The sequence below is a fragment of the Streptomyces blattellae genome (genome assembly GCF_009709555.1).
In the GTDB taxonomy this organism is placed as follows: domain Bacteria; phylum Actinomycetota; class Actinomycetes; order Streptomycetales; family Streptomycetaceae; genus Streptomyces; species Streptomyces blattellae.
Genome location: NZ_WJBG01000117.1, coordinates 189,922 through 215,995, shown reverse-complemented (window position 1 = coordinate 215,995; position 26,074 = coordinate 189,922). Strand labels below are relative to the sequence as shown.

Below are 26,074 nucleotides of genomic sequence, written 5' to 3'. Positions count from 1 at the left end.
GTCGTGCCATGACTCGATCCTTTCACGAAATCGAGTCTCCATTCGAGCCGGGGCGGTTCACACCACCACTCCCAGCCCCTCCGCCACTCCCAGCCCCTCCGCCACTCCCAGCCCCTCCGCCCCCAACAGCCACACAACAGGTCCCAGCCGCCCCACCCCCAACGGCCAGATAAAGGCAAACAATCACCCCCCAGCCCCACCCATCCGCCCGCCAACCCCCCGCCTCCCACCCCGCGAAGCCCTCCGTCTCCGTATCCGCTGGGTGCAGGAACTGCAGGTCCGCCTGGTCCGCGAAGCGGCACGGCGGCTCGCCCTGGACGTGGAGCGCGTCGGGCTGCTCAGGTGGCCGGAGCTGGCCGCCGCCCTCGACGGAGCCGGGCTCCCGGACGATCTGCACGACCGGGTGCGGCAGGTGGAGTCGCCCCCGCTGCCGGACGCGTTCCGGCTCGTGGACGGCGGGGTCGTCGTCGCCGAGCGGAGTGGCCGCGGCGAGGACGGCGCACGGGGCGTGTCCGCGGGGCGCACGGTCGGAACGGTCTGGGACGGGACCGGCACCCGACCGCCGGACGCGGTGCTCGTCGTACGGACGCTGGACCCCGCGCTCGCCCCGCTGCTGCCCCGACTCACCGGACTGGTCGCGCAGACCGGCAGCCCGCTGTCGCATCTAGCGGTGCTGGCCCGTGAACTGGGGCTGCCCGCGGTGGTCGGCGCCACGGACGCCGTACGCCGCTTCCCGCCCGGCACCCGCCTCACCGTAGACGGGACGACCGGCGGCGTGGAGGCGCTGGAGGAGCCATGAGGCGGATCGCGTTCGTCTTCGGGGCCCTGGCAGCGGCAGGAGCCGGGACCTACCTGGTCGTGTACCTGTACCGGTGGCAGTGGCAGCGCGCCATCCTGTGCGGGGTACTGCTGCTGATCGTCGAGATCATGCTGCTCGGCATCGTGATGCTGGGGCGGCTGGCCCGGATCGAGGAGCGGGTGCGTGACACCGACCGGCGGCAGCGGGAGCTGACCGCGCGGCAGGAGGACGTACTGAGCCGGCTGCGCACCTCCACGCCCGAGCCTGAGGGCGCCGGCCTGTTCCGGTGGCTGGACGACCCCACCGAGCGGACGTACGTCTTCGTGCCGGTCCTCATGGTCGCCGGTGTCGCGCTGTCCGGGCTCGCCTGGGTGGTGCAGCGGGTCGCGTCGGCGACCTCCCGTCCGGCGGAGCGGCGGCTGGCGGGGCGGGCGGCCGTCCTCAGCGCGCCCGGCCCGGACATCGTGGACGACCTGGAGGATCTGCCGCCACCGGGCACGAGGGGCTCCCAGGCAGGCGCGGGCCGGGTCGCCACCGTCATCGTCGTCGGCATCGCGCTGCTCGCCGCGCTCGTCGTCGGCTTGGCCGAAGTCACCCAGACCCGGGCGGAGCCGGACAACGCCAGCAGGGCGACCTCCGTGCTCTTCCAGGTCGACACGCGCGACGCCAGCATGACTGCCGAGCGCCGGTCTCTCGCCGCCCAGCAGCTCTGGGAGCGGTGCCGGGACTCCACCTCCGTACCCCTGCACCATGCGACGCTCGGCGATCTGGGCGACGGACTGTTCGCCGGGGCAGTGCGGCCCGCGCTCAGCGAGCACGACCGTATGCGGCTGCGCGGCTGCCTGGAGGACGCGACGCTCGACCGGGCACACCTCACGGTGGTCGGCATCGGCGACGCCGGCGCGCATGACGACTGAGTCATGGCAGACAACCACGACCAATCACGACGACCAGCCATGACAACCAGCCATGACAACCAGCCATGACGACCGCGCACGACGACCACGCACGACAAGTGAGATATACGGCACAAAAGGGGACGCGTCGAACAGATGATCACAGGCCCCGGGTTACGATGCCAAAGCGCCCTCGTCCCCTAGTCACCCGGGTCGCCCATGGCTGTCATCACCGCAACCCCACCCCGCCCTGCCATCCGCAAGCGCCCGCTGTCGCGGCGCGCACTGCGGATCCTCCTCGGCGTCGTCATCGGCTACCTCGTCCTCTGGGTCGCCGGCGCGGGAGGCATCCTGGGTCTGTCGTACTGGGCGAAGGCAGAGACCCCGGCGCCTGCGGGAACCCGCACCGTCCAGGGCGTCCACAACTTCCAGCCGGTCGACCCCGACGGCAAGCTGTGGCGAGGCGCGGCCCCCTCTCCGGCCGGATACCGCGCGCTGGCGGGCATGGGCTTCACCACCGTCGTGGACCTGCGGGCCGAGGACCTGAGCGCGGCCCAGCTCGCCGAACCCGGCAAGGCCGGGCTGAAGACCGTACACCTGCCCATCCGGGACGGGCAGACGCCGACGTCCAAGCAGGTCCAGCGCCTGCTCAGCATCGTCTCGAACGCGCCCGGGCCGGTGTTCGTGCACTGCGGTGCCGGAGTCGGCCGTACGGGCACGATGGCGGCGGCCTACCTCGTGCAGACCGGTGAGGAGTCGGCGGCGCAGGCGGTCCGGCGCAACCTCGCGGTCGGACCGCCGTCGATCGAGCAGATCTACTACGGCCTGAACCTCAGCCCCAACAAGGCCGAGCAGCCGCCGCTGCCGGTCGTGGTCGTCAGCCGCCTGGTCGACGCCCCGCGCCGTATCGCGTCCTGGTTCTGACCGCGCCTCCAACGACCCGCAACCGGCTACGACTTACGCCCTACGCCCCACCGCCCCGGACGGGAGCGATCTCCTGCGCGAGCCGAGCATCTGAAGGCGTCTGATGAAGGCGTCTGAGACGGGAAGTGATCAAGTTCGCACCAAAGTTAGGAAGTTGAAGAGGCAATAACATGTGACATTCAAGACAGCAGGAAGTCCGCCTGCCCCGACTTCGCCCCCTCAATGAACGCCAGCATCTCATCGGTGGTGTAGATCAACGCCGGCCCGTCGGGATCGGTCGACTGGCGTACGGCGATCCGGCCGTCGGCCAGCTTCATCGCCTCCAGGCAGTTGCCTCCGTTGCCGCCGCTCCACGGCTTGAGCCAGCCTTCGCTGCCCAAGTCCCGCGCGGGCATGCCGTTGTAGACGTGTGGGCGCGGCTTGATGCGTTCCATTCAGAGCTCCTTGCGGAGATCCCGGAGGATCTCCTTCGTGCGATGTGCTGTAGCGGCCTGCGCCGCCATGCGGTCCATGACCTCAAGGTGGGTCACCACCTCTTCACGCGCGTCGAGATAGACGGCGCCGGTCAGGTACTCGCTGTAGACCATGTCCGGAAGTTCGGGCATGGCAAATCGGAAGAGCACGAAGGGCCCGTACGTGCCGGGGTGCGGCCCGCTGGAGAACGGGGCGACCTGCAACGTCACATTGGACAGCTTCGTGACCTCAAGCAACTTGTCGATCTGAGCACGCATCACCTCCGGGCTTCCTACGGGGCGACGCAGTGCGGTCTCGTCCATCACCGCCCAGAACCGGGGTGCGTCGGGACGGGTGAGCAGATCCTGACGCTGCATGCGCAACGCGACATGGCGCTCTATGTCCTCGGGCCGGGTCTGGCCGATGGCACCCGACTTCAGGACTGCGAGGGCGTATTCCTCGGTCTGGAGGAGGCCGGGGACGAAGTGCGGTTCGTAGTTGCGGATCAGGGCGGCGGCGCCCTCCAGGCTGACATACATGGAGAACCAGCCGGGCAGGATGTCATGGAAGCGCTGCCACCAGCCGGGTTTGTTGGCCTCCTCCGCCAACCGCACAAAGGCGTCGGCCTCTTCCTCGGAGACGCCGTAGGACTTCAACAGCAGCTGGAGATACGGGATTTTGAGCCCGACCTCGGCCATCTCCATACGGCGGACGGTGGCGGGGGCGACACGGAGGACGCGGGCGGCCTCCTCGCGCTTGAGGCCGGCGCGTTCACGGAGGTCGAGCAGGCGCCGGCCGAGGACGACCTGACCGACCGTCGGTGCGGACCGCGGCTCGCTCACCCTCCACCTCCACAAAAGAATCCTGACAGCCCGGCGGCGCCATTCGAAGACCCATTCGAAGGCGTGGGCAGGCCTTCGGGGTCTCAACTGGCGCCGCTCGACATGCTGTTGCGAGCAGTGTGCCACGGCATTCCACCGCGTCACACAGCACTCTGCATTTTTCAGAGTGACACTTGCCAAGTGTTCACGGCGGGGCGATAGTGGCAAGCGTGATTCCGTCCGCGCCCTTAGGAACAGACGCCGCCGCAGCGCCCTTCGGCCTCGGTGCCGCCTCGGCAGAAAGCCCTGGTGGGACCGGAGCGAAGCGCCGGTTCCGCTTCGAGCTGGCCGCACATCCGGCTTCTCCCGCCCAGGCAAGGCGTCTGACGCGCGCCCGGCTGACCGGCTGGTCGGTGGGCGAGGACACCTGCGACTCGGCGACCCTGGTCGTCTCCGAGCTGGTCACCAACGCGGTTCTGCACACCGCGAGTACCCACATCGTGTGCGAGTTGCACGACGGTGCCGACCTGGTGCGCATAGCCGTCCGCGACGAGGGCTGTGCTCCGGGTGAGCCCCGCCCGGCCTGCCCGCGGTCCGAGGAGGAGCACGGGAGGGGATTGTTCCTCGTCGACGCGCTGTGCCAGGCCTGGGGCGCCCAGGAGCACGGCCCCGGCCTGCTGGTCTGGGCGGAGCTGCGGCGCGGGACCGCCAACGCCGACGCCATCCCCGGTCCGCGCGGCGACCTCGGCTGGGGCGCCCGCCCGAAGCCCGGCCCGTCCGGCGGCTCCGCCGGCAGCGCGGGCAGGGCGGGCAGGGCGGAGGCGCACGGGAAGGCCGCACACGGCGCGTTCGGAATCGGAACGTACATACACGGCGTGGACGGGCACGGGGCCTGCGGGCACGGGGCCTGCGGACATGGGACCTGCGGGCACGCCATGCACGGACACGACACGTACGCGCACGAGACGCACGCACACGACACACGCGCACACGACACGCACGCATACGACGCATACGACGCATACGACGGACCCGATCAGCACGACGCCCAGCAGGCGCCGCAGCCCCAAGGCCGCACGGCACGCCCCCACGACGGTCACGGGGCGGGGGCCGAATGGCTGTAGGCGCTGGTCACAGCGGCGGCCGGGCGCTGACCCTGGACACGATGGTCCGCCTTCGCCGCGGACTGCACGCCCCCGTACCACCCCGGCGGCTCCCCGTCCCCGAGGGCATGACCGCCCCCCTCGGCTGCGACGCGGTGGCGGTACCCGCCCGATTCGGCCCGCTGGTACTGCCCCGGCTGCCCCGCGTGGGGTGCGTCTACGCCGACGATGCGCACTGGTGGTGGATCGTCCCGTCCGACTCCGACTACGCCCTGGAGTGGCCGGCCCTCGTGCGCTACGCCACCGGCGCGCTGATCCCGGGCACCCCGCAGGCCCCCGGCCTGATCCACCGGCCGGACGGCACCGTGCCGTACACCCCGCCGATCCCCTTGTACCTGGCCCTGTGCCGGGTGACGGGCACGAACCCCTCCTGGTCGCGCTCGGTGAGCGCGTAAGCACAAGGCGTACGCCCGCGCGCTCCGGCCTCCCCCGTCTGCGCTCTCCCCTGGGGTCATATGTCCCGCGATAGTGGCCGTCGTCCACGATCGGGGGAGGGGTCCACGGTGGCCGGTAGGAAGCGCGATGCGCAGAAACCCGACGCGCAGAAACCCGACGCGCAGAAACCCGAGGTCTCCGAGTCCGAGCAACTGCTCTTCGGCGGCCCGTTGCGCTACGACATGGGCTGGAACCAGCACCGTGACGCGTTCCTGGAGCTGAACTTCCGGGCCATGGTGGCACGGCTGCCCTCCATGCTGGCCTCCAGTTTCCGGCTGGCCTGGCAGGCCGACCGGCGGGCGGCGCGGACCGTGCTGGCCGCCGAGGTGGGCCGGGGCGTGGCGCAGGCGGTGAGTCTGCTCGCGGTCAACAGCGTGCTGGGCCGGCTGCTGACGGGCGGCGCCATCGAGGACCGGCTGCGCGGCGCCGTCCCCGCGCTGGTCACGGTGGCCGCCGTGATGTTCGTATCGGCGCTGCTGCGGGCCGCGTCGACGTACGCCACCGGCCGGTTGGAACCGAAGGTGGAACGCGTCGCCACCGAGCGGTATCTGGAGCGGGCGGCGGCGGTGGAGCTGGCCGCGATCGAGGACCACACCTTCCACAAGCTGCTGGACACCGCGCAGTACGGCGCCCAGTCGGCCCGGCGCATGATCTCGTACAGCACCCGGGTGGTGAACGCGATGATCTCGCTGATCGCGGCGGCCGGTGTGCTGACCGTCCTGCATCCGGCGCTGCTCCCGCTCCTCGCGACGATGACGCTGCCGAGCGCGTGGAGCGCCCTGACGAACGCACGGCGCCGGTACGAGTCCTTCCACACCTGGGTGCAGCACGCCCGCGCCGGGCATCTGATCAGCGGGCTGCTGACCGAACCGGCGGCGGCGCCGGAGATCCGGCTGCACGGCGTGGGCCCGTTCCTGTTGCGCCACTTCCGGGCGATGTCGGAGACGGCGGAGGCGGAGCAGGCACGCCTGGCGCGGCTCGCGGCGCGTACCGGGCTGTTCGCGGCGGCCTGGACGGGCCTTGCGACGGTGGCGACGTACGCCACACTCGGCGGGCTGCTGCTCGCCGGGGCGATGGCCCTCTCCGTCGCGGGCACGGCCGTGATCGCGATCCGCACCGGGTCCGCCAGCCTCGACACCCTCGTCCTGGAGGTCAACGCGCTCCATGAGGAGGCGCTGTTCGTGGGCGATCTGCAGCGCCTGTACGTCGAGGCGGCCGAACGGGCGATCCCGGTCGGCGGCGACGCTCTGCCGGAGGCGCCCCGCGAGATCCGCTTCGAGAACGTGTCGTTCAGCTACCCGGGTGAGTCCACCCGCCCGGCGCTGGACGACGTCACACTGACCATTCCGCTCGGCCGCATCGTGGCGCTCGTCGGCGAGAACGGCTCCGGCAAGACGACCCTGGTGAAGCTGGTCTCGGGCCTCTACACCCCGGACCGGGGCCGGATCCTGTGGGACGGCGTCGACGCGGCGGGCGCGGACCGGCACCAACTCGCCGAGCGCATCGCGATGGTGGCGCAGGACTTCAAGCGCTGGCCGTTCACGGCCCGCGTGAACGTGGCCGTCGGCCGCTCCTCCGTGCCCCTCACCGAGGAACGCCTCGCTGCCTCTCTCACCGAGGCGGGCGCCGAGGAGGTGGTCGCCGATCTGCCGCGGGGCCTGGACACTCTGCTGGCCCGGCACTTCAGCGGCGGGCACGAGCTGTCCGGCGGCCAGTGGCAGCGGCTCGGTATCGCGCGGGCGGCATACCGGCGCGGCAGCATCCTGATCGTCGACGAGCCGACGGCCGCCCTGGACGCACGGGCCGAGCTGGAGGTCTTCGAGAAGATCCGCGCCCTGGCCTCGACCGGCCAGACGGTCATCCTCATCACCCACCGACTGGCGTCCGTCCGCCACGCGGACCTGGTGCATGTCCTCGACCAGGGCCGCCTGGTGGAGTCCGGCACCCCCGGCGAACTCCTCGCCACCGGCGGCGTCTACGCAGAGCTGTACGCGCTCCAGGCGGAGCAGTTCACGACTCCCGTACCGGACGCGGACTCCACCGCTCGATGCGCGGTGTCAGCGGAGGACGCGCGCTGAACGCGCACATCCTTCGACAGCTGATGAGAGAGTTCCGCATGGACTCACCCACCCCCCTCCTGGTCATCCCCGCGCTGTTGTGGACCGCGGTCGCCGCGGCCTCGCTGATAGCCTCGATCGCGCTCTCCGTCCGAGCCAGGCGCTGGGAGAAGGGCTCCGACGCCTGGAACCCCTTCGACACGGACTCCCCGGTCATCGCCGTGGGGGCGATCGCCGGATACGCGGTCGCCGCCGTCATCGGCGGCCACCTCTCTGCCGGGTCCGCCGCATTCAGCATCCTGTGGCCCGCCATGGCCGGATCGGCCCTCACCTACGCGGCAGGAAGACGCACCCGCTCCTGGCCCCGCCGGGCCGGCGCAGCCTTCGCCGCCGCAGGTGCCGCACTGTTCGGCTCACTGCCCACGTGACTTCCGGCGGAGCCGTCACGCCGCGATGTCCGTGGCGACGTCACCGCCTCGCAGGATCACCAGGAACGAATCCGTGGCGAGATCCATCACGACTTCCGCGGGCAGGCCCTTCAGACGCTGCGCCTGCGCGAACTCCTCCGCCGGCCAGGAACCTCGCGGCCCGCCTGCGGGAAAGCGCTCAAGCACCGTTCGCCCGTTCACCCTGCACCTCCATGTAGCGCTGACTCATAGAGTTAAACGCCAAAGTCGGGGTGAACGCCTCGCGAAGTAACGGTACTGAGACGTAGTTGACACTCGTCCACCACAGGGTGTGAGGACTCTCTCAGCATTTCGGGCACATGATCACTCTGTGCGTCGGCCTCCGCACTCGACGTGATACCGAATGCGCAGTACTCATGCGTCGTACTGCTGGATCCGCCTGCCGTGGCTCCGGTCCAGGAGTGCGGGCAGTCGCTCCCCCAGCTCCCGTACGACCGCGGGCACATCGAGGGTCAGCAGCTCGCGGTCGCGCATGAGGATCCGACCGTCGACGATCGTCGTGCGGACGTCGGCGGAGCGGGCGCTGTGCACCAGGGTCGCGGCGAGGTCGTGCACGGGCTGGGTGTGCGGGCCGGTGAGGTCGACGAGGATGATGTCGGCGCGGCGACCGGGGGCGATGCGGCCGAGTTCCTCGCCCAGCCCGACGGCCCGTGCGCTCTGCACGGTCGCGTGGTGCAGGGCTTGACGGGACGTCAGCCAGCGCGGGTCGCCCTGGGTCGACTTCTGGACGAGGGCGGTGAGCGCCATCGACTCCCATACGTCGAGGGAGTTGTTGGAGGCGGCTCCGTCCGTGGCGAGTCCGACGGGGACCCCGATGTCGTACAGCGCGCGCACGGGTGTGGTGTCGGGCCAGGCGAACTTGAGATAGCCGCGCGGCGCTGATGCGACGGCGATCCGTCCGGTGGCGCGTTCCAGGACGGGCAGGTCGCGGTCGAGGATGCCGGTGCCGTGCGCGATGAGGAGGTCGGTGTCGAGGAGGCCGGTGGCGGCGAGGACGTCGATGGGGGTGCGGCCGTGGCGGGCGAGGCTGGTGTCGGCCTGGTCGCGGTTCTCGGAGGCGTGGATGTGGACGGGCAGGCCGTGTTCCAGGGCGAGTGCGGCGGTGGCGGCGAGGTCGGCGTCATCGACGGTGTAGGGGGCGTGCGGGGCGAGGGTGGTGGTGATACGGCCGCCTGCGCCTCCCCGGTGCCGTAGCGCGAACTCCAGGGACTTCTCCCGCCCTTGCGGCCCTTGGGAGGAGAAGAAGGCCTCGCCGAGATGTGCCCGCATCCCGCATGCGTCGACCACGGCGGCGACCGCGTCCATGGCGAAGTAGTGATCGGCGAAGCAGGTGACACCGGCGCGGATCATCTCGGCGCAGGCGAGCCGCGCCCCCAACTCCACGTCCTTTCCAGTGAGGTTGGACTCGATGGGCCAGACGACGTCGTTGAACCACTCCTCGGTCGGCAGGTCCTCGGCGACCCCGCGCAGCGCGACCATCGGAGCGTGCGTGTGGCAGTTGACGAGCCCGGGCATGGCGACCTGCCCGCGGGCGTCGATCCGTTCCCGTGCCGCCCGCCCTGCCGCTTCAGCGGCGCTGGTCACAGCCTCGACGCGACCGTCCCGTACGACGACTGCGGCGTCTTCCTCGAACCCGATCCGCTCGTGATCGTCGTGCACGAGGACAGCGCATCCGGTGATGATGAGATCAGCTTCCGCAGGAGAGGGCGTCATGGGGCCAACGTACGACGGTGTCCTGCGGTGACGTGAACCGAACCGCGTATCCCACCGCTGCCTGGACGTCAGTGCCCCGCGCCCCTGAAGGGGCGCGGGGCGGTGTACGTGTGCGGCTTCGCCACCCTCAGCGGTCAGCCGCCCTTGCGCTCAGCCGCCACGGAGCACCGTCTCGGCTCTGTTGCCCGCGTAGTCCTCCAGAACGGCCACGACCCTGCTGGTGGAACTGGTCATGGTCACGGTCATCGCCGCACGGGTGGTGCGGCCTCGGATGATGTACGGCTTGTTCCCCGATCCGTACGTCGTCGCGAACGACTTCGGCTGGCCGTCCTCCAGGATGGTGAGGGTGTGCCAGTCGGCCAGCGTGGGCCGGGAGAAGGCGAAGGTGTTTCCGCTGACGCGCACGGCGGAGGCGGGATAGGGGGTGATCTCGGCGTCCGCGAACGTGCCGCGAACGGAGGTCTTCGTGCCACCCGCCGATTTCACGGTCACGACGTAGTCGCTGCCGTCGACGGGCACACCGGTCAGGGTCGTGCCCGTGGCGGTGCCCGGGACCGTGACCGTCCTGGTGTAGGGGGCGGACTTGTCGACGTTCTTCACCTTCACGGTGACCGGCAGGCCCGACGGGGGCTGTGTCCAGGTCACGTCGAGCGTGCCGTCCCGGTCGGCCACGCCGGTCACCTTGCCCGGTGACGTCCCCAGGTCGAACGGTACGGTGGCCGGCTCGCTCCGGCTGCCGTCCGGGCCCACCGCCACGAGCTTGATGGTTCCCGAGGTGGCGGTGAAACGCTTGGCGTAGAAGACGTCGTCGTAGATGCCACCGAGGTAGGTGTCGTCCAGGTAGACGTCGTAGCGGCGGACGGTGTCGTAGTCGCTGCGCTCCCAGGAGAGGAACATTTCGTCCGTCTCGGGCAGCAGCTGGGTGATGGCCAGACCCTCGGGGGCGGCCGGGGTGCGGTCGACGCCGTCGTGCAGGGCCAGGGCGCCCAGGTTGACCTGGTAGTCCTCGATGGGCTGCGCTCCGGCGGCGACCACGACGCCGAGCGAGGCGATGTGCTGGCCCGCGTAGGCGGACAGGTCGGCCGTGGCGGTCGTCCAGCCGTCGGTCTGCCGGCCGGAACCGGCCAGGGGGACCTGCACGACCTTGTCCGGGTCGGAGGCCAGCACCAGGGCGAGCCGCAGTTCGGAGTCGTCGTCGGCCGAAGGCTTGTTGTAGGTGAGGTCGAGCGTCGAGCCGGCGGTCAGGGTCAGGTCGGTCTTGTAGAGGCGGACCGTGTTGTCACTGGCCAGCGTGCCGCTCAGGGCGAGGGAGCTGCCACCGTCGTAGGCGCCGATCTTCTCGTACGAGAACCTGCTCGCCGGGGTGTACTCGGGGCCGTAGTCGAAGTCCGCGGCCAGCGGCGAGCGGTCCGCGTCGATCCACCACTGCCAGGTGACCGGGATGTCCTGGAGGTTGATGTTGCCCCACTCGGCGTCGTTGGACAGCCTGCCCTCGCTCCAGGTCGACAGGCCGTGGCCGGTGTTGAACGACGTGTTGAAGGTGGTGCCGTTGATGACGGAGCGCTCGGCGATCTGGTTCGAGATGCCCTTCCAGGCGCCGTCGGGGGTGGTGGTGCCCTGGGACGAGCCGGTCCACCAACGGCGTTCCCGGTCGAAGACCTGCGCCTGGGCGGCGTCGTCGGTCTTGTTCGCGTAGTCGGAGGAGACGAAGTCGGCACCGAGCGTGGCGATGGCGTTCATGGGAGTGCCGTCGGGACCGAGGTTGTTGTCCAGGTTGTAGGGCTGGTTGAACTGGTACATCCCCGCCTCGACGCCGGCGAACACGCTGTCGCGGGAGTCCAGGCCCAGACCGGCCGCGTACGACTGCGAGTTGGTGAGCTTGCTCTGGTTCCACCAGTAGTTCAGGAAGATGGAGTCGGACACGTCACCGAGCTGACTGTCGCGTACGAAGGGGGCATTGACCGAGTTGAACTCGTTCTGGTACGAGATCTGGCCGGTGGAGTTGTTGATGGAGTCGTACCACTGCACGTACAGCCCGCCGTCGCGCAGCTGCTTGAGGAACTGCTTGTACGCCGGGATGTCGGCGGGGGCGACGGAACTCTCCTGGTTGACGAAGTAGCCGTCGAAGCCGTAGTAGTCGGCGACCTCGATGAGCTTCCTGGCCGCGGGGAAGCTGCCGTCGGCGTCGCGGACCAGCAGCTCGGAGTAGGACTGGTCGCCGCGGTCGTTCGGGGAGAAGAAGATGCAGCCCAGTGACCGCACGCCGTTCGCGTGCGCGGCGTTGGTGTAGCCGGGGTTGGGCAGGTTCAGCATCCCGAACTCGAACCACTTCTCCCGCCAGTCCGCGTTCGGGTCGTAGTAGTCCACCGGGACGCCCTCGGTGGGCATGCCGTGCCAGGACGCGTAGACGTCCGTGTACTGCCAGTAGTTGAACAGGTACTGGCTGAACTCGTTGGTGTACGCGTTGCTTTCGAAGAAGGCATTGCCGTAGTCGCCCGCGAGGGTGAGCTGCTGGGTCTCGGCGGGCAGCGCCGGGTTGCGCTGGGTCGCGGAGTTGGGGGCCACCCGGTCCTGCAGCGGCACCTTCGCGCGCAGGTACTCCGCGTCGGTGTCGTCGGCGGGGTTCCAGCGCAGCAGGTCGGTGGATGAGTAGCCGTGCTGGTAGGGCTGGTTGGCGCCTATCGCGCTGTCACCGGTCCACGGCAGGGTGTCGGTGGCCCCGGCGCTTCCCGCGCCGAGCGTGAGGGCGAACGCCACCGCCAGCGCACCGGCGCCGGCACCGGCCCGCAAGCCGGAGCGTCTTCCCGTCCTGCTTCCCGTCCTGCTTCCCGTCCTGCTTCCCGTCCTGCTTCCCGTCCTGCTTCTCGATCTGCTTCCCGATCTGCTTCCCGATCTGTGATGCCACAACAAGACATTGCCTCGCTTTCTCTGCGGGGGGGGGCTACTGGGAGATGGCCGGCCCTCAGGACGGGCCGGGCCCGCGCCTTCAGCCAGGGGCGGCGGCGGTCCGTTGCAGTACCTCCTCATCGCTGACGGACGAATAGAAGGTGCGGCCGGTCGGGTCGGCGGACACCAGACGCTCGATTCCGCGGGCGCCCGACGCGGCCGGGTCGGCGGCGGTACCGGAGGTGATGAGGGCGGGGCGTGCCCCGGCGCGGGCGCGGTCCATCCACGCTTCGAAGACGCCGCCTCCCGGGGAGAGTTCGGCCCGGGAGAGGGGTACGTCCATGCCGTCGACCGGAACCACCACGGCCTCGCGCCGGGACGCGGGACGCGGCCGGTCGCGCAGTTCCGCGGCGAGTTCGGCGAAGCGCCGCCCGATCGGTTTCACCGTCGAGTCGGCGCCGATCAGGCCCAGGCTGTGCTCCAGGTCGGGGAAGTCGCCCAGCCGGCGGTCCACGTCGTGCGAGCACCACCAGGTGATCCCCCACAGCGCCTCGCTGTCGGCCGCCGCACGTACCGTCTGCTCGCAGAAATCGGGCGCCTGGGCCTCGGTGAGGTGGTTGAGCGGCGCCCCGACCTCCTGCAGCCACACCGGGCGGGCGGGGTCGACGGCGAAGGCGCGTGACAGCTCCACGAGGTAGGCGGCGTGGTGGACGCTCTCGTGGGACATGGGACCGTATCCCTGCGCGGTGCCGTTGAAGATCCAGGAGTGCACCACGCTCATCCCGCCGAAGCGACTGGAGTGGGACGGTACGAAGGCGTGCCCGTCGGCGTACCACACGGCGTCGTACTCGGCGTTCAGCCTGAAGTGGCGGGTCTCGCGCGGCCCGGCCCCGTGCAGCGCGCGGAGCCAGGCCGTCACCTGCTGCGTCGTGGCGAGCATCGGGGTGGGGTGCACCGCGGAGGTGAACTGGTTGACCTCGTTGCCCAGCGTCAGCCCGAGGAAGTTGGGCAGGTCGTGCAGGTGCTCCTCGAACGCCTCGACCAGGTCGACCTGGGCGGCGACGGCGTCAGGGTCACTGAACATGCTGCGCCGGTGCCAGTCCGTCAGCCAGCTCGGCACGAAATCGAATCCGGACAGGTGCCCCTGCAGGACGTCGACGCCCGCGTCCAGACCGGCCTCACCGGCGATCTCCACGACCCGGCGGACATCCCGCAGGGCGCGGTGGCGGATCAGCGTCCGGTTCGGCTGTACCACGGGCCACAGCGGCAGGACGCGGATGTGGTCGAGCCCCAGGGCGGACACGGCCTCCAGATCGCGGCGGACGGCTGCCCAGTCCGGATCAAGCCAGGAGTAGAACCAGTCCTGGGAGGGCGTGTAATTGACTCCGAACCTCAGCATGTCACCCTTTCAGTCCGCCGGCTTCCAGCCCGCGGAAGAAGTAGCGTTGCAGGACGGCGAAGAACGCGATGATGGGAACGAGGGCGATGATCGTGCCGGCGGCGATGAGGCGCGGATCGTCGTAGAAGGTGCCGCGCAGCCGGTTCAGACCGACGGTGAGGGTGTAGTTCTGTTCGTCCGACAGGACGATCAGCGGCCACAGGAAGTCGTTCCACGAGCCGACGAAGGAGAACACCGCCACCACGGTCATCACGCCCTTGACCTGGGGGACGGACACCCGGATGAACCGCTGCCAGGCATTGGCGCCGTCCACGACGGCGGCCTCCTCGAACTCCGGTGGAAGACTGGCGAAGGCGTTGCGCATCAGCAGCACGTTCAGCGCCGCCACCAGGGTCGGCAGGGCGACGGCGACGAGCGTGTCCGCCAGTCCGGCCTCCCTGACGATGAGGAACTGCGAGACCAGGACGGTCTCCGACGGCACCAGCAGGGCCGCGACGACGAGCACGGTCACCACACCCCGGCCACGGAAGCGCAGTTTCCCCAGCGCGTAGCCGGCGCAGGTCGCGCCGACGACGTTGCCGACCACCGCCATGACCGCCACCAGCAGCGAGTTGTAGAGATAGCGCGGTACCGGAATGCGGTCCAGCACGGTGCCGAAGTGCTCGAACGTGGGGTGCTCGGGGATCAGCCGGGGCGGCCGGTCGTACAGCGGCTCGCCCGCACCCTTGAGGGACAGCGACAGCTGCCACACCAGCGGGCCCGCCAGCAGCAGGGCCATCAGGACGAGGACGGCGTAACGGGCCACCGTGCCGGGCAGGATCCGACGCCGGCGGCGGGGGCCGGGGGCCTTGGTCCCGGTGCGGGGCGCCCTGGTCTGGGTGCGCGGGAGGTCGAGGTGGGACATCAGGAGTTCCTCTGCTTGCGCTGCACGGCGAGTTGCGCCAGGAGCAGCCCGCCGAGGATGACGAACATGACGAGGCTGATCGCGCCCGCGTACCCGGTACGCGCCTGCAGCCCGGTGCCCTCGCGCTGGATGAGCATGGTCATCGTGAGGTCGCCGCCGCCCACTCCTCCCGTGCCGTCGGTGAGCACGTAGATCTCGCCGAACACCCGGAAGGCGGCCACCGAGGACAGCAGCGCGACGAGCGCCATGGTCGAACGCACTCCGGGCACGGTGACGTCGAGGAAGGTGCGTATCGTGCCGGCCCCGTCCACGGCCGCCGCGTCGTACAGGCTGCGGTCGATGTTCACCAAAGCCGCCAGATAGATCACCATGTAGTAGCCGAGGCCCATCCACACGGTGACGAACATCGCGCTGAACAGGAGCAGCCACCGGTCGCTGAGGAAGGGGAAGGGCTCGGAGACGATATGGAGCGTGGCGGCGAGTTCATTCACCAGGCCCTGTTTGTCGAGCATGTTCGTCCAGATCAGTCCGACGACGACCGGTGACATGATGACCGGCAGGTACATGGCGGTACGGAAGAAGCCGGCCAGCCGCGGCGTCGAGGCCACCAGCGCGGCGAGCATCAGCGGCAGTACCACCATGACGGGCACGACGCACACCGTGTAGAGGGTGGAGTTCAACAGGGCGGTCGAGAACCGCTCGTCGTCGAACATCTTCCGGAAGTTGTCCAGGCCCACGAAGTCGCCGGTTCTCAGCAGCGTCGAGTCGGTGAAGGCCAGTTGCAGCGTGTTGACGAACGGCACGAGGACCATGAGCACGATGACGGTCAGCGCCGGCGCCAGGAACAGCCAGGGGGTCAGGAACCAGCGATGCGTGGCCAGACGGTCCCGGCGGCGGAGCGACCGGCCGCTCCGCCACCTGGGAAAGCCGCCTCGTGCGGTGGTGCGTTGTGCGGTGGCGCGTGGGGCCGTGGCCGTCATCCGTTCGCTTCCAGCCGTTCGTTGGAGTACTCGACGGAAGCGTCCAGCGCCTCCTGCACGGACTTGTCGCCCAGCAGGGCCTGCGCGATCTGCTCACGCAGCGTCTCGGCGTCCGCGGATCCCGAGAACGCCGGCGGCCACCACACGACCGCCTCCTTCACCTGCGCGGCGCTGTCGACCCGTACCTGGGTGGCCGGGGTGCCGTCGTCCTCGGTGAAGTACGGGCCGTCCAGCGTCCCGGCCGAGGAGGGGAAGACGTCGGCCTTCTTGGCGAACTCAAGCTGGTTGGAGGAGTCGGTCACGTACTTGGCGAACGCCTTGGCCAGGGCCTGGTGCTCGGACTGCGCGTTCACCACGAGCGACTCGATGTACATGTTGGGCGAGCCGTTGTTGATCCGCGGCCCGATCGCCACGTTCTCGTAGACCTCGGGCGCCGTGTCCTTGAGGTCGTTGAGGGTGTAGGAGCTGCCGGGCAGATAGGCCAGCCGGCCCGCCTTGAACTCCTCGACCTCCGTGGTCTGGAGGTTGTTGAGCGACTCCTCGGTGAGCCCCTGATCCGCGTACAGATCCTTGAACCGCTCGACGAACTTCACGCCCTCGGCGTTGTTGTAGGTGAACTCCGTGCCGTCCTCGTTCATCAGCTGCACGCCGTACTCGCCGAAGTTCTCGATGGCGGGCATCCTGGCGAGCATCTGCACGTCGTCGCAGTTCTCGGCCATGGTCTCGGCCTGGTCGAACAGCTCGTCGTAGGTGGTGGGCAGCTTGTCGGGATCCAGGCCGCACTTCTGCAGCAGTTCCTTGTTGTAGAACGACGGCCCGGTGTTCAGATACCAGGGGTAGCCGTACGTGCCACCGCCCAGGCCCTCGAAGGTCATCGCCTCCCACGCCTTGTCCAGGTACTGGTCCTGGGCTTCGGGATCTTCCTTGCTGAGGTCCAGCAGAACGCCCGACTGCGCGAGGGTGTAGGCGGCCTCGGGCCCCATGTCGACGACGTCGGGGAGGGAGCCGGCCGCGGCGTCGGCGGACAGCTTGTCCTGGTAGCCCTCGGCGGGCTGGTCCACCCACTTGATGGTGGTGCCCGGGTTCTCCTTCTCGAAGGAGGCGATGAGGTCGTTGAAGTACGGGGTGAACTTGTCGTTCTTCAGGTTCCAGGTCTGGAACGTGATCGTGCCGGAGACCTCTCCGTCCGAGGCGTTCGAGTCGTTCGACGTCGAGTCGCTGTCGCTGCCGATGACGCACGAGGACAGCAGCAGCGATCCGAGCAAGGCGCCCGCAACGAACGTGCGCCGTCTGCCCGTTGATGTCATGTCGGTTCTCCTCACATGTGGTGCGCGATGGTGTAGGACGGTGTGGTGCGCGATGGTGTGGTGCGCGATGGTGTGGGACGGCTCAGGTGGTGATCCGCAGGGTCGCGACCTGGAACGGCCCGAGATCCAGTTGCGCGCCGGCTGCGGAGACGGGCCCGCCGGAGGCGGTGGCGGAGAGGGCCAGGGGCAGGCCTTCCTCGGGACGGACGCCGCGTTCGAGCAGATCCGTCTCGTGTACGACGACGTCCTTGCCGAGGGCGGCGGACGGGCGCAGCAGGGCCCGGGCCCGCCCGCCCTGGGTCTCGTAGACCCGCACGACGACGTCCTTCGAACCGTCGTCCGCGAGTTTGACCCAGTCGACGACCGCGTGGCCGCTCAGCGGCTCCAGTTCCACCAGCGGGGGCAGGTGCGCGGGGCCGCGCACCTCGGGTGCGTTGAACCGGTAGGCGGCCTCCACCGCGGCGGGCACGTCCACGCCCGGCAGCAGGGCCCATCGGAAGGTGTGACGGCCCACGTCGGCGTCCGGGTCGGGGAACCGGCTGCCCCGCAGCAGCGACAGCCGGACGACGGTGGCGTCACCCTGGGACCGCGCGTCGGCGCCGTACATGGTGTCGTTGAGGATCGCCAGGCCGAAGGCGCCGTCGGACACGTGGACGTACCGGTGCATGGCGGCCTCGAACATCGCGTCCTCGGCCGCGGTGTTGACCAGCAGCGGGCGCTCCACGTACCCGTACTGTGTCTCGAACCGGGCGGTGCGGGCCATGACATGGACCGGCAGGGCGACCTTGAGCAGGTGCTCGCGTTCCCGCCAGTCGACGGCGCACTCCGTCTCCAGCCGTCCGGTGCCCGCGCGCAGCCACGCCGTCACGGTGAACACCGAGGTGCCGAACCGGCGGACGACCTCGACGCCCGCGTCGGGTCCGTCGTGGACCGTCCTCCGGCCGGTGACCTCGCCGACCGCCTGGGGATGGCGCAGGGTGTGGCGGTCCACGTCCCAGGCGTCCCAGCGCACCGGCTCGTCACGGAAGATCTGCAGTTCGTTCGCGTGCCCGCCGGGCGGCACGGTCTCCCGGCCGGTGCGCAGGTCGACGAGTGAGGTGAGGTGGCCGTCGGCGTCGACGACGGCCCGGAGCAGTCCGTCGTCCAGCACAGTGGCTCCGGCCTCCCCGTCCGTGACCTGGACGGCGGCCGGGCCCTGGACTGCGGCCGTGCCTTGGACCGCGGCCGTGCCTTGGACCGCGGCCGTGCCTTGGACCGCGGCGGGGAGGAACGGTGGCAGCGCCGCGGTCGCGGCCCCGTCCTCGCCCGCGCCGCCCAGTGTCTTGGTGGCCCGCTCGACGATGTCGTGCAGCCGCGCCACGGTGGTCCGGTAGAAGGCGCGCGCCTCACGGTGCACCCAGCTGATCGAGGTGCCGGGCAGGATGTCGTGGAACTGGTGCAGGAGCACCCCGCGCCAGATCTCGTCGAGTTCCTCCCGCGGCCAGGGCGTGCCGTGCAGGACGGTGGCCGCCGCGCTGAGGTACTCGGCGGCCCTGAGCAGCGACTCGCAGCGCCGGTTGTACCGCTTCATGGCCGCCTGCGAGGTCAGCGTGCCCCGGTGCAGCTCCAGATACAGCTCACCGCGGTGGACGGGCGCGAGGGCAGGCGCCGCCGCGGTGACCTCGTGAAGTTCTCCCTCGGCATCGCGGAAGAACTCCGCCGGGGTACGGGAGACGACCCGCGGAGCGCCCTCCAGGTCGGCGAACCGGCGCAGCCGCTGCGCCATCTCCGCGGTGGGACCGCCGCCGCCGTCGCCGTAGCCGTAGGGCAGCAGGGAGTGGGAGGCGATGGCCTTGTCCTTGAAGTTGCCGACCGCGTGCCGCAGTTCGCGGGCGGTGACCTCGGCGGCGTAGGTCTCCGCGGGCGGGAAGTGGGTGAAGATCCGGGTGCCGTCGATGCCCTCCCACCAGAAGGAGTGGTGGGGGAAGGTGGTGGTGTCGTTCCACGAGATCTTCTGCGTCAGGAACCAGCGTGCGCCGGCCCGGCGCGCGAGCTGCGGCAGCGCGCCCGAGTAGCCGAAGGAGTCCGGCAGCCACACCTCGCGCGCCTCGATACCGAACCGGTCGAGGAAGTACCGCTTGCCGTAGGTCAGTTGGCGCACCATGGACTCACCGGTGGGTATGACGCCGTCCGGCTCCACCCACATCCCGCCCACCGGCACGAAGCGGCCCTGCTCGACGTACCGGCTCAGCCTCTCGAAGAGTTCGGGCTGGTGCTCCTCCAGCCAGGCGAAGTGCTGCGCGGCGGACATGGTGTAGATCAGGTCCGGGTGGGTGTCCAGCAGCGCGAGGACGTTGGACACGGTGCGGCCGACCTTGCGCACCGTCTCGCGCAGCGGCCACAGCCAGGCCGAGTCCATGTGCGCGTGTCCCACGGCGGTGATCCGGTGGGCGCTGTGGTGAGCGGGCGCGGCCAGGAGCGGCGCCAGCACGGCGCGTGCCTGCCGGGCGGTGGCCGCCGCGTCCGTCTCGTCGTAGACGTCCAGGGCCTCTTCGATGCCACGCAACAGCCGCCAGCGGCGCGGTTCTTCGTCGGTGAGTTCCGCGGCCAGGCCGCCCAGGACGTCCAGGTCACACAGGAGGCCGTGCACGTCGGGGCAGAACACGGCGGTCTCCGCCCGGCGCAGCCGGAACTCCTCGAACGGCTCCCGCGCGCCCTTCTCGCCGTGCTCGGTGGTGACGAAGGGCGGCAGACCGAGCAGGAGGGGGTTCGCGGCGGCCTCGACATGGAGCACGAAGCGCCCCTCGGCGTCGAGCAGAGCGGGGTCCGGGTCGCGGGTGGCGTCCTTGAGCCGGATGCTGCTCTGCCGGGGATGCAGCCCTTTGACGACGGTGCCGTCCTCGGTGAAGACCAGGCCCTCGCAGTGACCGCCGACGGAGTGGTCGAACCACCCCAGGTCCAGCACGAGGTCGACCGGTCCGGCCTGATGGGGGTCCACCGCGCCCTGGACCCGGAACCAGGTCGTGGACCAGGCGGGGCCCCAGCTGTCGCCCAGTTCGAAGGGCCGGTAGTCGGGGTGGGCGCGGCCCGCGTCGGTGGTCAGCCCGAGTGCGTGGCCGGGGCTCACCGGCTCGCCGTCGTCCCCGACGGTCCATGCCTCGACCAGGACGTCCGCGAGTCGGGTGCGGACCCGGGGGAGGATGCGTTCCCGCCGTACGCGGTCGAGCCGGTCGAGCGTCGAAGCGAAGTGATTGTGCACCTTGGATCTCTCCGTGCGGGAGGGGCGGAAGGAGCCGGTCTAATACGTTCTAGTGCTTCGGTACAGTTCAGTGCAGAGGGTGTAATACGTTTTAGTCCTGGTGCGAGTGGCCGCAGACTAATACGTTCTAGAAGCGCAGTCACCGCGCCGGATCATCACAGTTGGGTGACGCCGGTACGGCCGGCGGGTGGAGGGGCGATGGCACCGAAGAAACAAGCGGGACCGGGAGCGGGCCAGGCGGCGCCGCGCCTCAGGAGTACCGACATCGCGCGACTGGCCGGTGTGTCGGTCTCCGCGGTCTCCCTGGCGATCAACGGGCGACCCGGTCTGAGCGAGGCGACACGCAAGCGGATCCTTGACGTCGCCGACGAACTCAACTGGCGTCCGCACCGGGCCGCGAGCGCGCTCAAGGGCGCGTCCAGCGACGTGGTCGGCATCGTCATCGCCCGTCCCGCCCGGACGCTCGGCGTGGAGCCGTTCTTCGCGCACTTCCTTTCCGGCCTGCAGTCCTCGCTCTCCGGCCAGGGCATCTCCACCCAGCTGCTCATCGTCGAGGACACCGAGGCGCAGACGGCGGTGTACCGGCGGTGGGCGGCGGAGCACCGCGTCGACGGACTGGTCCTGCTCGACCTGGAGGTCGACGACCCCAGGCCACAGCTCGTCGCCGACCTGGGCATTCCCGCGGTGACACTGGGAAGCCACGGCAACCCCATGCCGCTGACCAGCGTCTGGGTCGACGACCATGCCGCGATGGTCGGCATCCTGCAGTATCTGTCCTCCCTCGGACACCGCCACATCGGCCACGTCAGCGGCATCACGTCCTTCCAGCACACCCAGCGCCGGCTCCAGGCCATCCAGGACGTACACACCAGCCTCGGCACGGAGGTCGACTCCATCCCGACCGACTTCTCCGACGCCCAGGGCGCGGAGGCGACCCGTCGTCTGCTGGGGGCCGACCCTCGGTGTACGGCGATCGTCTACGACAGCGACGTCATGGCGATCGCCGGCCTCGGCGTGGCCACAGAGATGGGCGTCTCCGTCCCGTCCGACGTCTCCCTCGTGTCATTCGACGACTCCGTCCTCACCACCATGGCGCACCCCCCGGTCACCGCCCTGACCCGCGACACCTTCGCCCTCGGCACACTCACCGCCACGGAACTGCTCCGCGTGATGTCCGACGGCCCGAACGACCCACAGGCCACACAGGCGCCTACGCCCCGGCTGGTCGTACGGGGCAGTACGGCGGCCCCTCCGGCCGAGCGCGGTCCCCATGCGGACGACGCGTTGGAGGGGCGCTGAGGGCGCTGAGGGCGCTGAGGGCGCTGAGGGCGCTGAGGGCGCTGAACGGGACGGAGCCGAGACGCGAGCGGGGCCGCCCTCCTGCTTCAACGCGCTGTGCGCGCACGCTCCTTACGCGGGGTGCCGAGCGGCACCTCACCCCGTCGCCGCCACCCCGAAATCCGCCCCGGAGATACCCGCCAGCCCCTCCGCGATCCGCACCAACGGCTCTCGCAGCGCGACCAGTTCGGACCTCATCGCGTCGGCCTCCGGCCACGCCGCCTCGTGATCGAGCGGAGCGACGTCTGCCGGGCAGCGGGGCTCATACGCCGCGAGGCGCGGGTGCCAGGTGCTGGTGAAGGGGCGAATCACGTCGTTGATCAGGGCGTACGCAAGGTTCTGGACCGTCGGTGCGCCCGTCTGCGCACCGGGGTCCAGGCCGATGCTGTATGTGTGCAACGTCCCTCGCGTGAAGTCGATGAGCGACTTCAGGGACGTCAGCGCCTCCCGCAGGCTCCCCGTCCCCGGCGCCAGTTCCTGCACTCCGATCCGGGTGACCAGCTCGACCTGGATGTCGTAGGCGGCCATCCGCTCCGACTCGCTGGGCGCTGCCATGGGGGCTTCCCTCCGGGTTCCGGGGAAGGCCAGCGTAACCGGGCCGGATGGATCACGGCGCGCGCACAGGGTGCGTAGGGCGGCATGGCGCAGGCTCTCGGTGCGGGCGGGAGCCGGGTCGTGGTGGTGCCAGGCGTGCTGGGTCACGGGGTGGAGGGACCAGCGTTCGTCGGCTGCGGGGTTCAGCAGGCCACGAGCGCGCAGTTCGCGGACGCCGTTCGCCGCGCGTCGGTGGGCGACGATCCGGGGCACGCGGTCGGCGGCGGCGAGGACGTGTGCCGCGTCGTCGGTGGTGAGGGGCAGCGGGTGGAGAGCGGCTGCGCAGCGCAGGACGTCGGCGGCGTCAGTCGTGTCCACGTCCCGGACGACCGCGCCCGTCACGTCCTCCTCGGCGAGGGTGTCGAGGACGGATCTGCCTCGGGCGTGGAGACGGTCGTAGAGGGTGGCGGGCCGGTGTCCCGCGCGGATCGCCCGGCCCAGGAGGCCGAGTGCGAGGGGGTGGCCCTCGACCGCGTCGGCGAGTGCCTCGTCGCCGCCGACCAGCACGCGCGCGTGGGGAGCGTCGAGCGGTCCCAGGTCGATCGGGGTGCCGAGGGTGTCGTAGGCGTGGCTGCGCAGGGTGAAGAGGGTGTGGCCGAGGGGATGGGGCGCCGCCATCGCGGCGATCTCGCGTGCCGCCAGCCGACTGGCGGGCACCGCGTCGACGATCCACAGGAACGGTTCGCCGATGGCGTCGAAGTACGCGGAAAGGCCATCTGAGCCTGCGCCGAGGGCGTGTACGGACTCCTCGTACGCCTCCCCGTTCACCCAGCACACGCCACCGGGGTACGCCGCCTCGAAGCGCAGGGCGTACTCCTGCGCCAGGAGGGTCTTTCCGATACCCGCCATGCCCCGGATCTGCACGGCGTGCGCGGCGGCGCGGCCGGTGACGAGCGGGGCGGCGTGGGCGTGCAGGGCGGAGTGCACCTGCCAGAGTTCAGGGAGGCGGCCCAGGAACTCCGGGCGCGGCTGGGGTGTGCCCAGCAGCCAGCGTCGTACGCCCCCCGCTGCGTTCCGTTCCGCGACGGTCATGGGACCGTCGAGCCGTGCCACGTGCGCGCGCACGTCGTCCACGAGGGCGGCGAGGTCGTCGGCCGAGGCATGCCTGGCGTCGCGCAGTTCGATGGGGTGGATGTGATCCGTGCCCGGTTCCGGGTTGACGACCATCACCCGGCGCCGCGGGTCGCCCTCCCCGAGTCCCGCGAGATACGCGGTCGTCAGCTCCCACTGGCAGGCCTCGCGCTCGGGATAGCCGATGGAGTAGAACGCCAGCAGGGCCTTGGAGCGGGCGAGTTCGCGGCGGATGGTGTCGCTGATGCCGGCGAAGGACGCGACTCCGGTCTCGTCCGTGAACACCTCAAGTCCGCCGTCGCGCAGCGCTCGCGCGAGCGGACGCACCCGCTCCACATCACCGCGGCTGTAGCTCAGGAAGACGTCCCACACGCCGACTTACCCTACTGTGGGTACTGGGGAGGCGATCATGAGACACAGGCAGGGCAGGCGTCGCGGCCCGGGCGGGCCGGCACAGGTCACGGCCAAGCTGACGATTCCCTTCGTCGGCGAGATCTCCGGCACGTGGGAACCGGCCGACGCGGAGCGCAGCGCGGCCTGGGAACTGTATCTGGAGCTCGTCACCCGCGTGTCGGTCGAGGAACTCGACCCGGACGAGGGCTTTCTGCGCGAGGCGCTCTCCTCCCTCTACACCTTCTTCAACACCACCCGCGAGATCCTCCGCCGCTACGGCCCCGACGTAGCCCCGCCCCTCGCCCCCGGCCACGTCAGTTTCGGCGTCCTCGCCGTGACCGTCCTCAACCGCGTCCTGCGGCCCCTCCTGGCACAGTGGCACCCCCGCCTGACCGCCTACGAGTCCCAGCGTCCGCCCGGCCGGGATCCGGTGGAACACGAACGGCAGTGGGAACACGTGCAGGCACTGCGCACGGAGATCGGCGCGGTGCGCGAGACGCTGGTGTCGCTGGCGCGGACCTTGCAGGAGGTGGCAGGGGTCAGCGATCTGATCGACCTTCCGGCGCCGCGCTCGCCGCGGTCTTCCGGATCGGGGCACCCCCCCCCGCAGGTCAGAGGGGTCCTGAAGGTCCGGGAAGCTGAGATCGGCCTCGGCCGGCAGCTGATCGGCCTCGCGGCCTGAAACTCGCGGCCCAAACTCGCGGCTCAAACTCGCGGCCTGAAATTCAGATGCCGCACCCGGGCGGCAGGGCGGATGATCGGCAGGTTGGCCGTCCACCGCACGAGGAGCCACGCATGATCCAGCGCGTCACCGTCCCGAGCCTCTTTCCGCCGCCGGACTACTCCCACGCCTCCGTCGTCGAGGCCGGTACGAAGCTCGCGTTCCTTGCCGGGGCCGTGCCGCTCGACGCCGAGGGGAAGCTGGTCGGGGAGGGGGATCCGGTGCGGCAGGCAGAGCAGGTGATCGCCAACCTGTGTGAGCAGCTTCGGGCGGCCGGGAGTGACCTGGCGCATGTCGTGTCGACCGACGTGTACGTCGTGAGCAGTGAGACGGCGGTGCTGTCCGCCGTTTGGGACGTCGTCGAGGCCTCGGGGCTCAGTACGGGACCGCACTCGTCCACACTCCTCGGCGTCGCCTGTCTCGGCTACACCGGGCAGCTGGTCGAGATCACGGCGACGGCCGTCGTCCCGGAACCGGAAGGAGCGGGGTGGTCGTCTGCATGATGCCCCCGGACGGCGAAGGAGAGGAAGTGAACGGCTCGGCCGGACTTCCCTACCGGGCGGCGTACTTGTCCGTCGCCGCCACCAGCGCCGCAGCCACCCCCGGCGCCCCGGCATCGTGACCGACCTCGTCGATCATCACCAACTCGCTTCCCGGCCAGGCGTGATGAAGCCGCCACGTGATGCCGACAAGGTTGCCGAAGTCCAGGCTGCCCTGGACGAGCGTGCCGGGGATGCCCTTGAGCAGGTGCGCATCGCGCAGTACGACACCCTGGTCATTGCCCTCGCCCAGAAAGCTGTCGTTGCCCCAGTAGTGCGTGACGGTGCGGGCGAAGCCAAGGCGGAAGACCGGGTCCTCGAACCGCGGCACCGAACGCGGCGGCGCGGGAATGATCGCCGTCTCCCAGTCGGTCCAGGCCCGCGCGGCCCGCGCCCGCACCTCGGCATCCGGTGACTCAAGCAGCCGGTTGTACGCGGCCGCGAGGTTGCCGTCCCTGTCGTCGACGGGCAGTTCACCGACGAACCGCTCGAACGCCTCCGGAAAGATCTTCCCAAGCCCCCTGGTCAGCAGGGCCACTTCGGTGTTCGCTCCGGTCGCCACGCCCGTCAGCACCAGCTCCGACACCGCCTCGGGACGGGTCTGCGCGTATCGCAGCGCCAGCACCGACCCCCATGACACGCCCCACACCAGCCACCGCCCGATCCCCAACTCCCGCCGCAGCAGCTCCAGATCGGCGATGAGGTGAGCCGTCGTATTGACGCTCATGTCGGTCTCGTACGCGCTCGCCGGCGGCGTCGAACGCCCACACCCCCGCTGGTCGAGCAGCACGATCCGGTACACGGCAGGGTCGAACAGGCGCCGCGGGTACGGCGTACAGCCGGATCCCGGGCCGCCGTGCAGTACCAGCGCGGGCTTGCCGTGCGGGTTGCCGCAGGTCTCCCAGTACACGCGGTTGCCGTCACCGACATCGAGCATGCCGTGGTCGTACGGTTCGATCTCCGGGTAGAGGGCCAT

21 protein-coding genes and 1 pseudogene are annotated in these 26,074 nt (G+C 70.3%); 10 read left to right on the top strand and 12 right to left on the bottom strand.

The genetic code is table 11. The features are described from left to right. Positions 1-262: 262 nt before the first annotated feature. The 3 genes from GFH49_RS09280 to GFH49_RS09270 all read left to right on the top strand — a co-directional run bounded on the left by GFH49_RS09280 (position 263) and on the right by GFH49_RS09270 (position 2,619). On the top strand, positions 263-799 hold the full coding sequence (locus tag GFH49_RS09280) for a PEP-utilizing enzyme (RefSeq protein ID WP_230396213.1): 537 nt from the start codon (positions 263-265) through the stop codon (positions 797-799). Then, positions 796-1,716 (top strand): hypothetical protein, encoded by a 921-nt coding sequence (locus GFH49_RS09275; RefSeq protein WP_155055324.1) that lies wholly within the window; start codon positions 796-798, stop codon positions 1,714-1,716. The genes GFH49_RS09280 and GFH49_RS09275 overlap by 4 nt, the downstream gene beginning before the upstream one ends. Before the next feature lie 198 nt (positions 1,717-1,914). Then, positions 1,915-2,619, top strand: coding sequence for a protein-tyrosine phosphatase family protein (locus GFH49_RS09270; RefSeq protein WP_155055323.1), 705 nt, complete (start codon positions 1,915-1,917; stop codon positions 2,617-2,619). A gap of 179 nt (positions 2,620-2,798) precedes the next feature. Here the strand turns inward: GFH49_RS09270 and GFH49_RS09265 are convergent, their stop codons facing one another. Both GFH49_RS09265 and GFH49_RS09260 read right to left on the bottom strand, forming a co-directional pair. Then, positions 2,799-3,053 (bottom strand): DUF397 domain-containing protein, encoded by a 255-nt coding sequence (locus GFH49_RS09265; RefSeq protein WP_155055322.1) that lies wholly within the window; start codon positions 3,051-3,053, stop codon positions 2,799-2,801. Then, complete coding sequence (locus GFH49_RS09260) at positions 3,054-3,914, bottom strand: Sco1979 family transcriptional regulator (protein WP_155055321.1); 861 nt, start codon at positions 3,912-3,914, stop codon at positions 3,054-3,056. A 173-nt stretch (positions 3,915-4,087) separates the two neighbouring features. Here GFH49_RS09260 and GFH49_RS09255 point away from each other — a divergent pair. The 4 genes and pseudogenes from GFH49_RS09255 to GFH49_RS09240 all read left to right on the top strand — a co-directional run. Continuing rightward, positions 4,088-4,735 (top strand): annotated as a pseudogene (locus tag GFH49_RS09255) (ATP-binding protein); the annotation flags it as partial. A gap of 272 nt (positions 4,736-5,007) precedes the next feature. Further along, complete coding sequence (locus GFH49_RS09250; RefSeq protein WP_155055320.1) at positions 5,008-5,451, top strand: hypothetical protein; 444 nt, start codon at positions 5,008-5,010, stop codon at positions 5,449-5,451. A 222-nt stretch (positions 5,452-5,673) separates the two neighbouring features. Next, positions 5,674-7,569 (top strand): ABC transporter ATP-binding protein, encoded by a 1,896-nt coding sequence (locus GFH49_RS09245; RefSeq protein WP_155055337.1) that lies wholly within the window; start codon positions 5,674-5,676, stop codon positions 7,567-7,569. 38 nt (positions 7,570-7,607) lie between these two features. Then, positions 7,608-7,976, top strand: a complete 369-nt coding sequence (locus GFH49_RS09240; RefSeq protein ID WP_155055319.1) for a hypothetical protein — start codon at positions 7,608-7,610, stop codon at positions 7,974-7,976. A gap of 15 nt (positions 7,977-7,991) precedes the next feature. On the opposite strand, the gene GFH49_RS09235 is transcribed toward GFH49_RS09240, so the two are convergent. From GFH49_RS09235 to GFH49_RS09200, 8 genes are all read right to left on the bottom strand, one after another. Further along, complete coding sequence (locus GFH49_RS09235; protein WP_155055318.1) at positions 7,992-8,177, bottom strand: DUF8839 family protein; 186 nt, start codon at positions 8,175-8,177, stop codon at positions 7,992-7,994. A 192-nt stretch (positions 8,178-8,369) separates the two neighbouring features. Beyond that, entirely contained in the window at positions 8,370-9,728 is a 1,359-nt protein-coding gene (locus tag GFH49_RS09230) for an amidohydrolase (protein ID WP_155055317.1), read from the bottom strand. Positions 9,729-9,878: 150 nt separating this feature from the next. Further along, entirely contained in the window at positions 9,879-12,518 is a 2,640-nt protein-coding gene (locus GFH49_RS09225; protein ID WP_155055316.1) for an endo-beta-N-acetylglucosaminidase, read from the bottom strand. A 196-nt stretch (positions 12,519-12,714) separates the two neighbouring features. After that, a complete protein-coding gene (locus GFH49_RS09220; protein ID WP_155055315.1) occupies positions 12,715-14,013 on the bottom strand; it encodes a glycoside hydrolase 5 family protein in 1,299 nt (432 codons plus the stop codon). 1 nt (position 14,014) lies between these two features. After that, complete coding sequence (locus tag GFH49_RS09215; RefSeq protein WP_155055314.1) at positions 14,015-14,917, bottom strand: carbohydrate ABC transporter permease; 903 nt, start codon at positions 14,915-14,917, stop codon at positions 14,015-14,017. Continuing rightward, complete coding sequence (locus GFH49_RS09210; RefSeq protein ID WP_155055313.1) at positions 14,917-15,897, bottom strand: carbohydrate ABC transporter permease; 981 nt, start codon at positions 15,895-15,897, stop codon at positions 14,917-14,919. The genes GFH49_RS09215 and GFH49_RS09210 overlap by 1 nt, the downstream gene beginning before the upstream one ends. Next, on the bottom strand, positions 15,894-17,204 hold the full coding sequence (locus tag GFH49_RS09205) for an ABC transporter substrate-binding protein (RefSeq protein ID WP_155055312.1): 1,311 nt from the start codon (positions 17,202-17,204) through the stop codon (positions 15,894-15,896). The genes GFH49_RS09210 and GFH49_RS09205 overlap by 4 nt, the downstream gene beginning before the upstream one ends. 82 nt (positions 17,205-17,286) lie before the next feature. Then, positions 17,287-20,442 (bottom strand): alpha-mannosidase, encoded by a 3,156-nt coding sequence (locus tag GFH49_RS09200; protein WP_155055311.1) that lies wholly within the window; start codon positions 20,440-20,442, stop codon positions 17,287-17,289. Between the two features lie 198 nt (positions 20,443-20,640). Between GFH49_RS09200 and GFH49_RS09195 the strand changes: the two genes are divergently transcribed. Next, entirely contained in the window at positions 20,641-21,741 is a 1,101-nt protein-coding gene (locus GFH49_RS09195) for a LacI family DNA-binding transcriptional regulator (protein ID WP_155055310.1), read from the top strand. Positions 21,742-21,876: 135 nt separating this feature from the next. Here the strand turns inward: GFH49_RS09195 and GFH49_RS09190 are convergent, their stop codons facing one another. Then, a complete protein-coding gene (locus GFH49_RS09190) occupies positions 21,877-23,817 on the bottom strand; it encodes a toll/interleukin-1 receptor domain-containing protein (RefSeq protein ID WP_155055309.1) in 1,941 nt (646 codons plus the stop codon). A gap of 37 nt (positions 23,818-23,854) precedes the next feature. Here GFH49_RS09190 and GFH49_RS09185 point away from each other — a divergent pair, with 37 nt between their 5' ends. Both GFH49_RS09185 and GFH49_RS09180 read left to right on the top strand, forming a co-directional pair. Then, on the top strand, positions 23,855-24,520 hold the full coding sequence (locus GFH49_RS09185) for a hypothetical protein (protein ID WP_155055308.1): 666 nt from the start codon (positions 23,855-23,857) through the stop codon (positions 24,518-24,520). 113 nt (positions 24,521-24,633) lie between these two features. Further along, a complete protein-coding gene (locus tag GFH49_RS09180) occupies positions 24,634-25,062 on the top strand; it encodes a RidA family protein (protein ID WP_155055307.1) in 429 nt (142 codons plus the stop codon). Between the two features lie 49 nt (positions 25,063-25,111). Here the strand turns inward: GFH49_RS09180 and pip are convergent, their stop codons facing one another. After that, a complete protein-coding gene (gene pip / locus GFH49_RS09175) occupies positions 25,112-26,074 on the bottom strand; it encodes a prolyl aminopeptidase (protein WP_155055306.1) in 963 nt (320 codons plus the stop codon).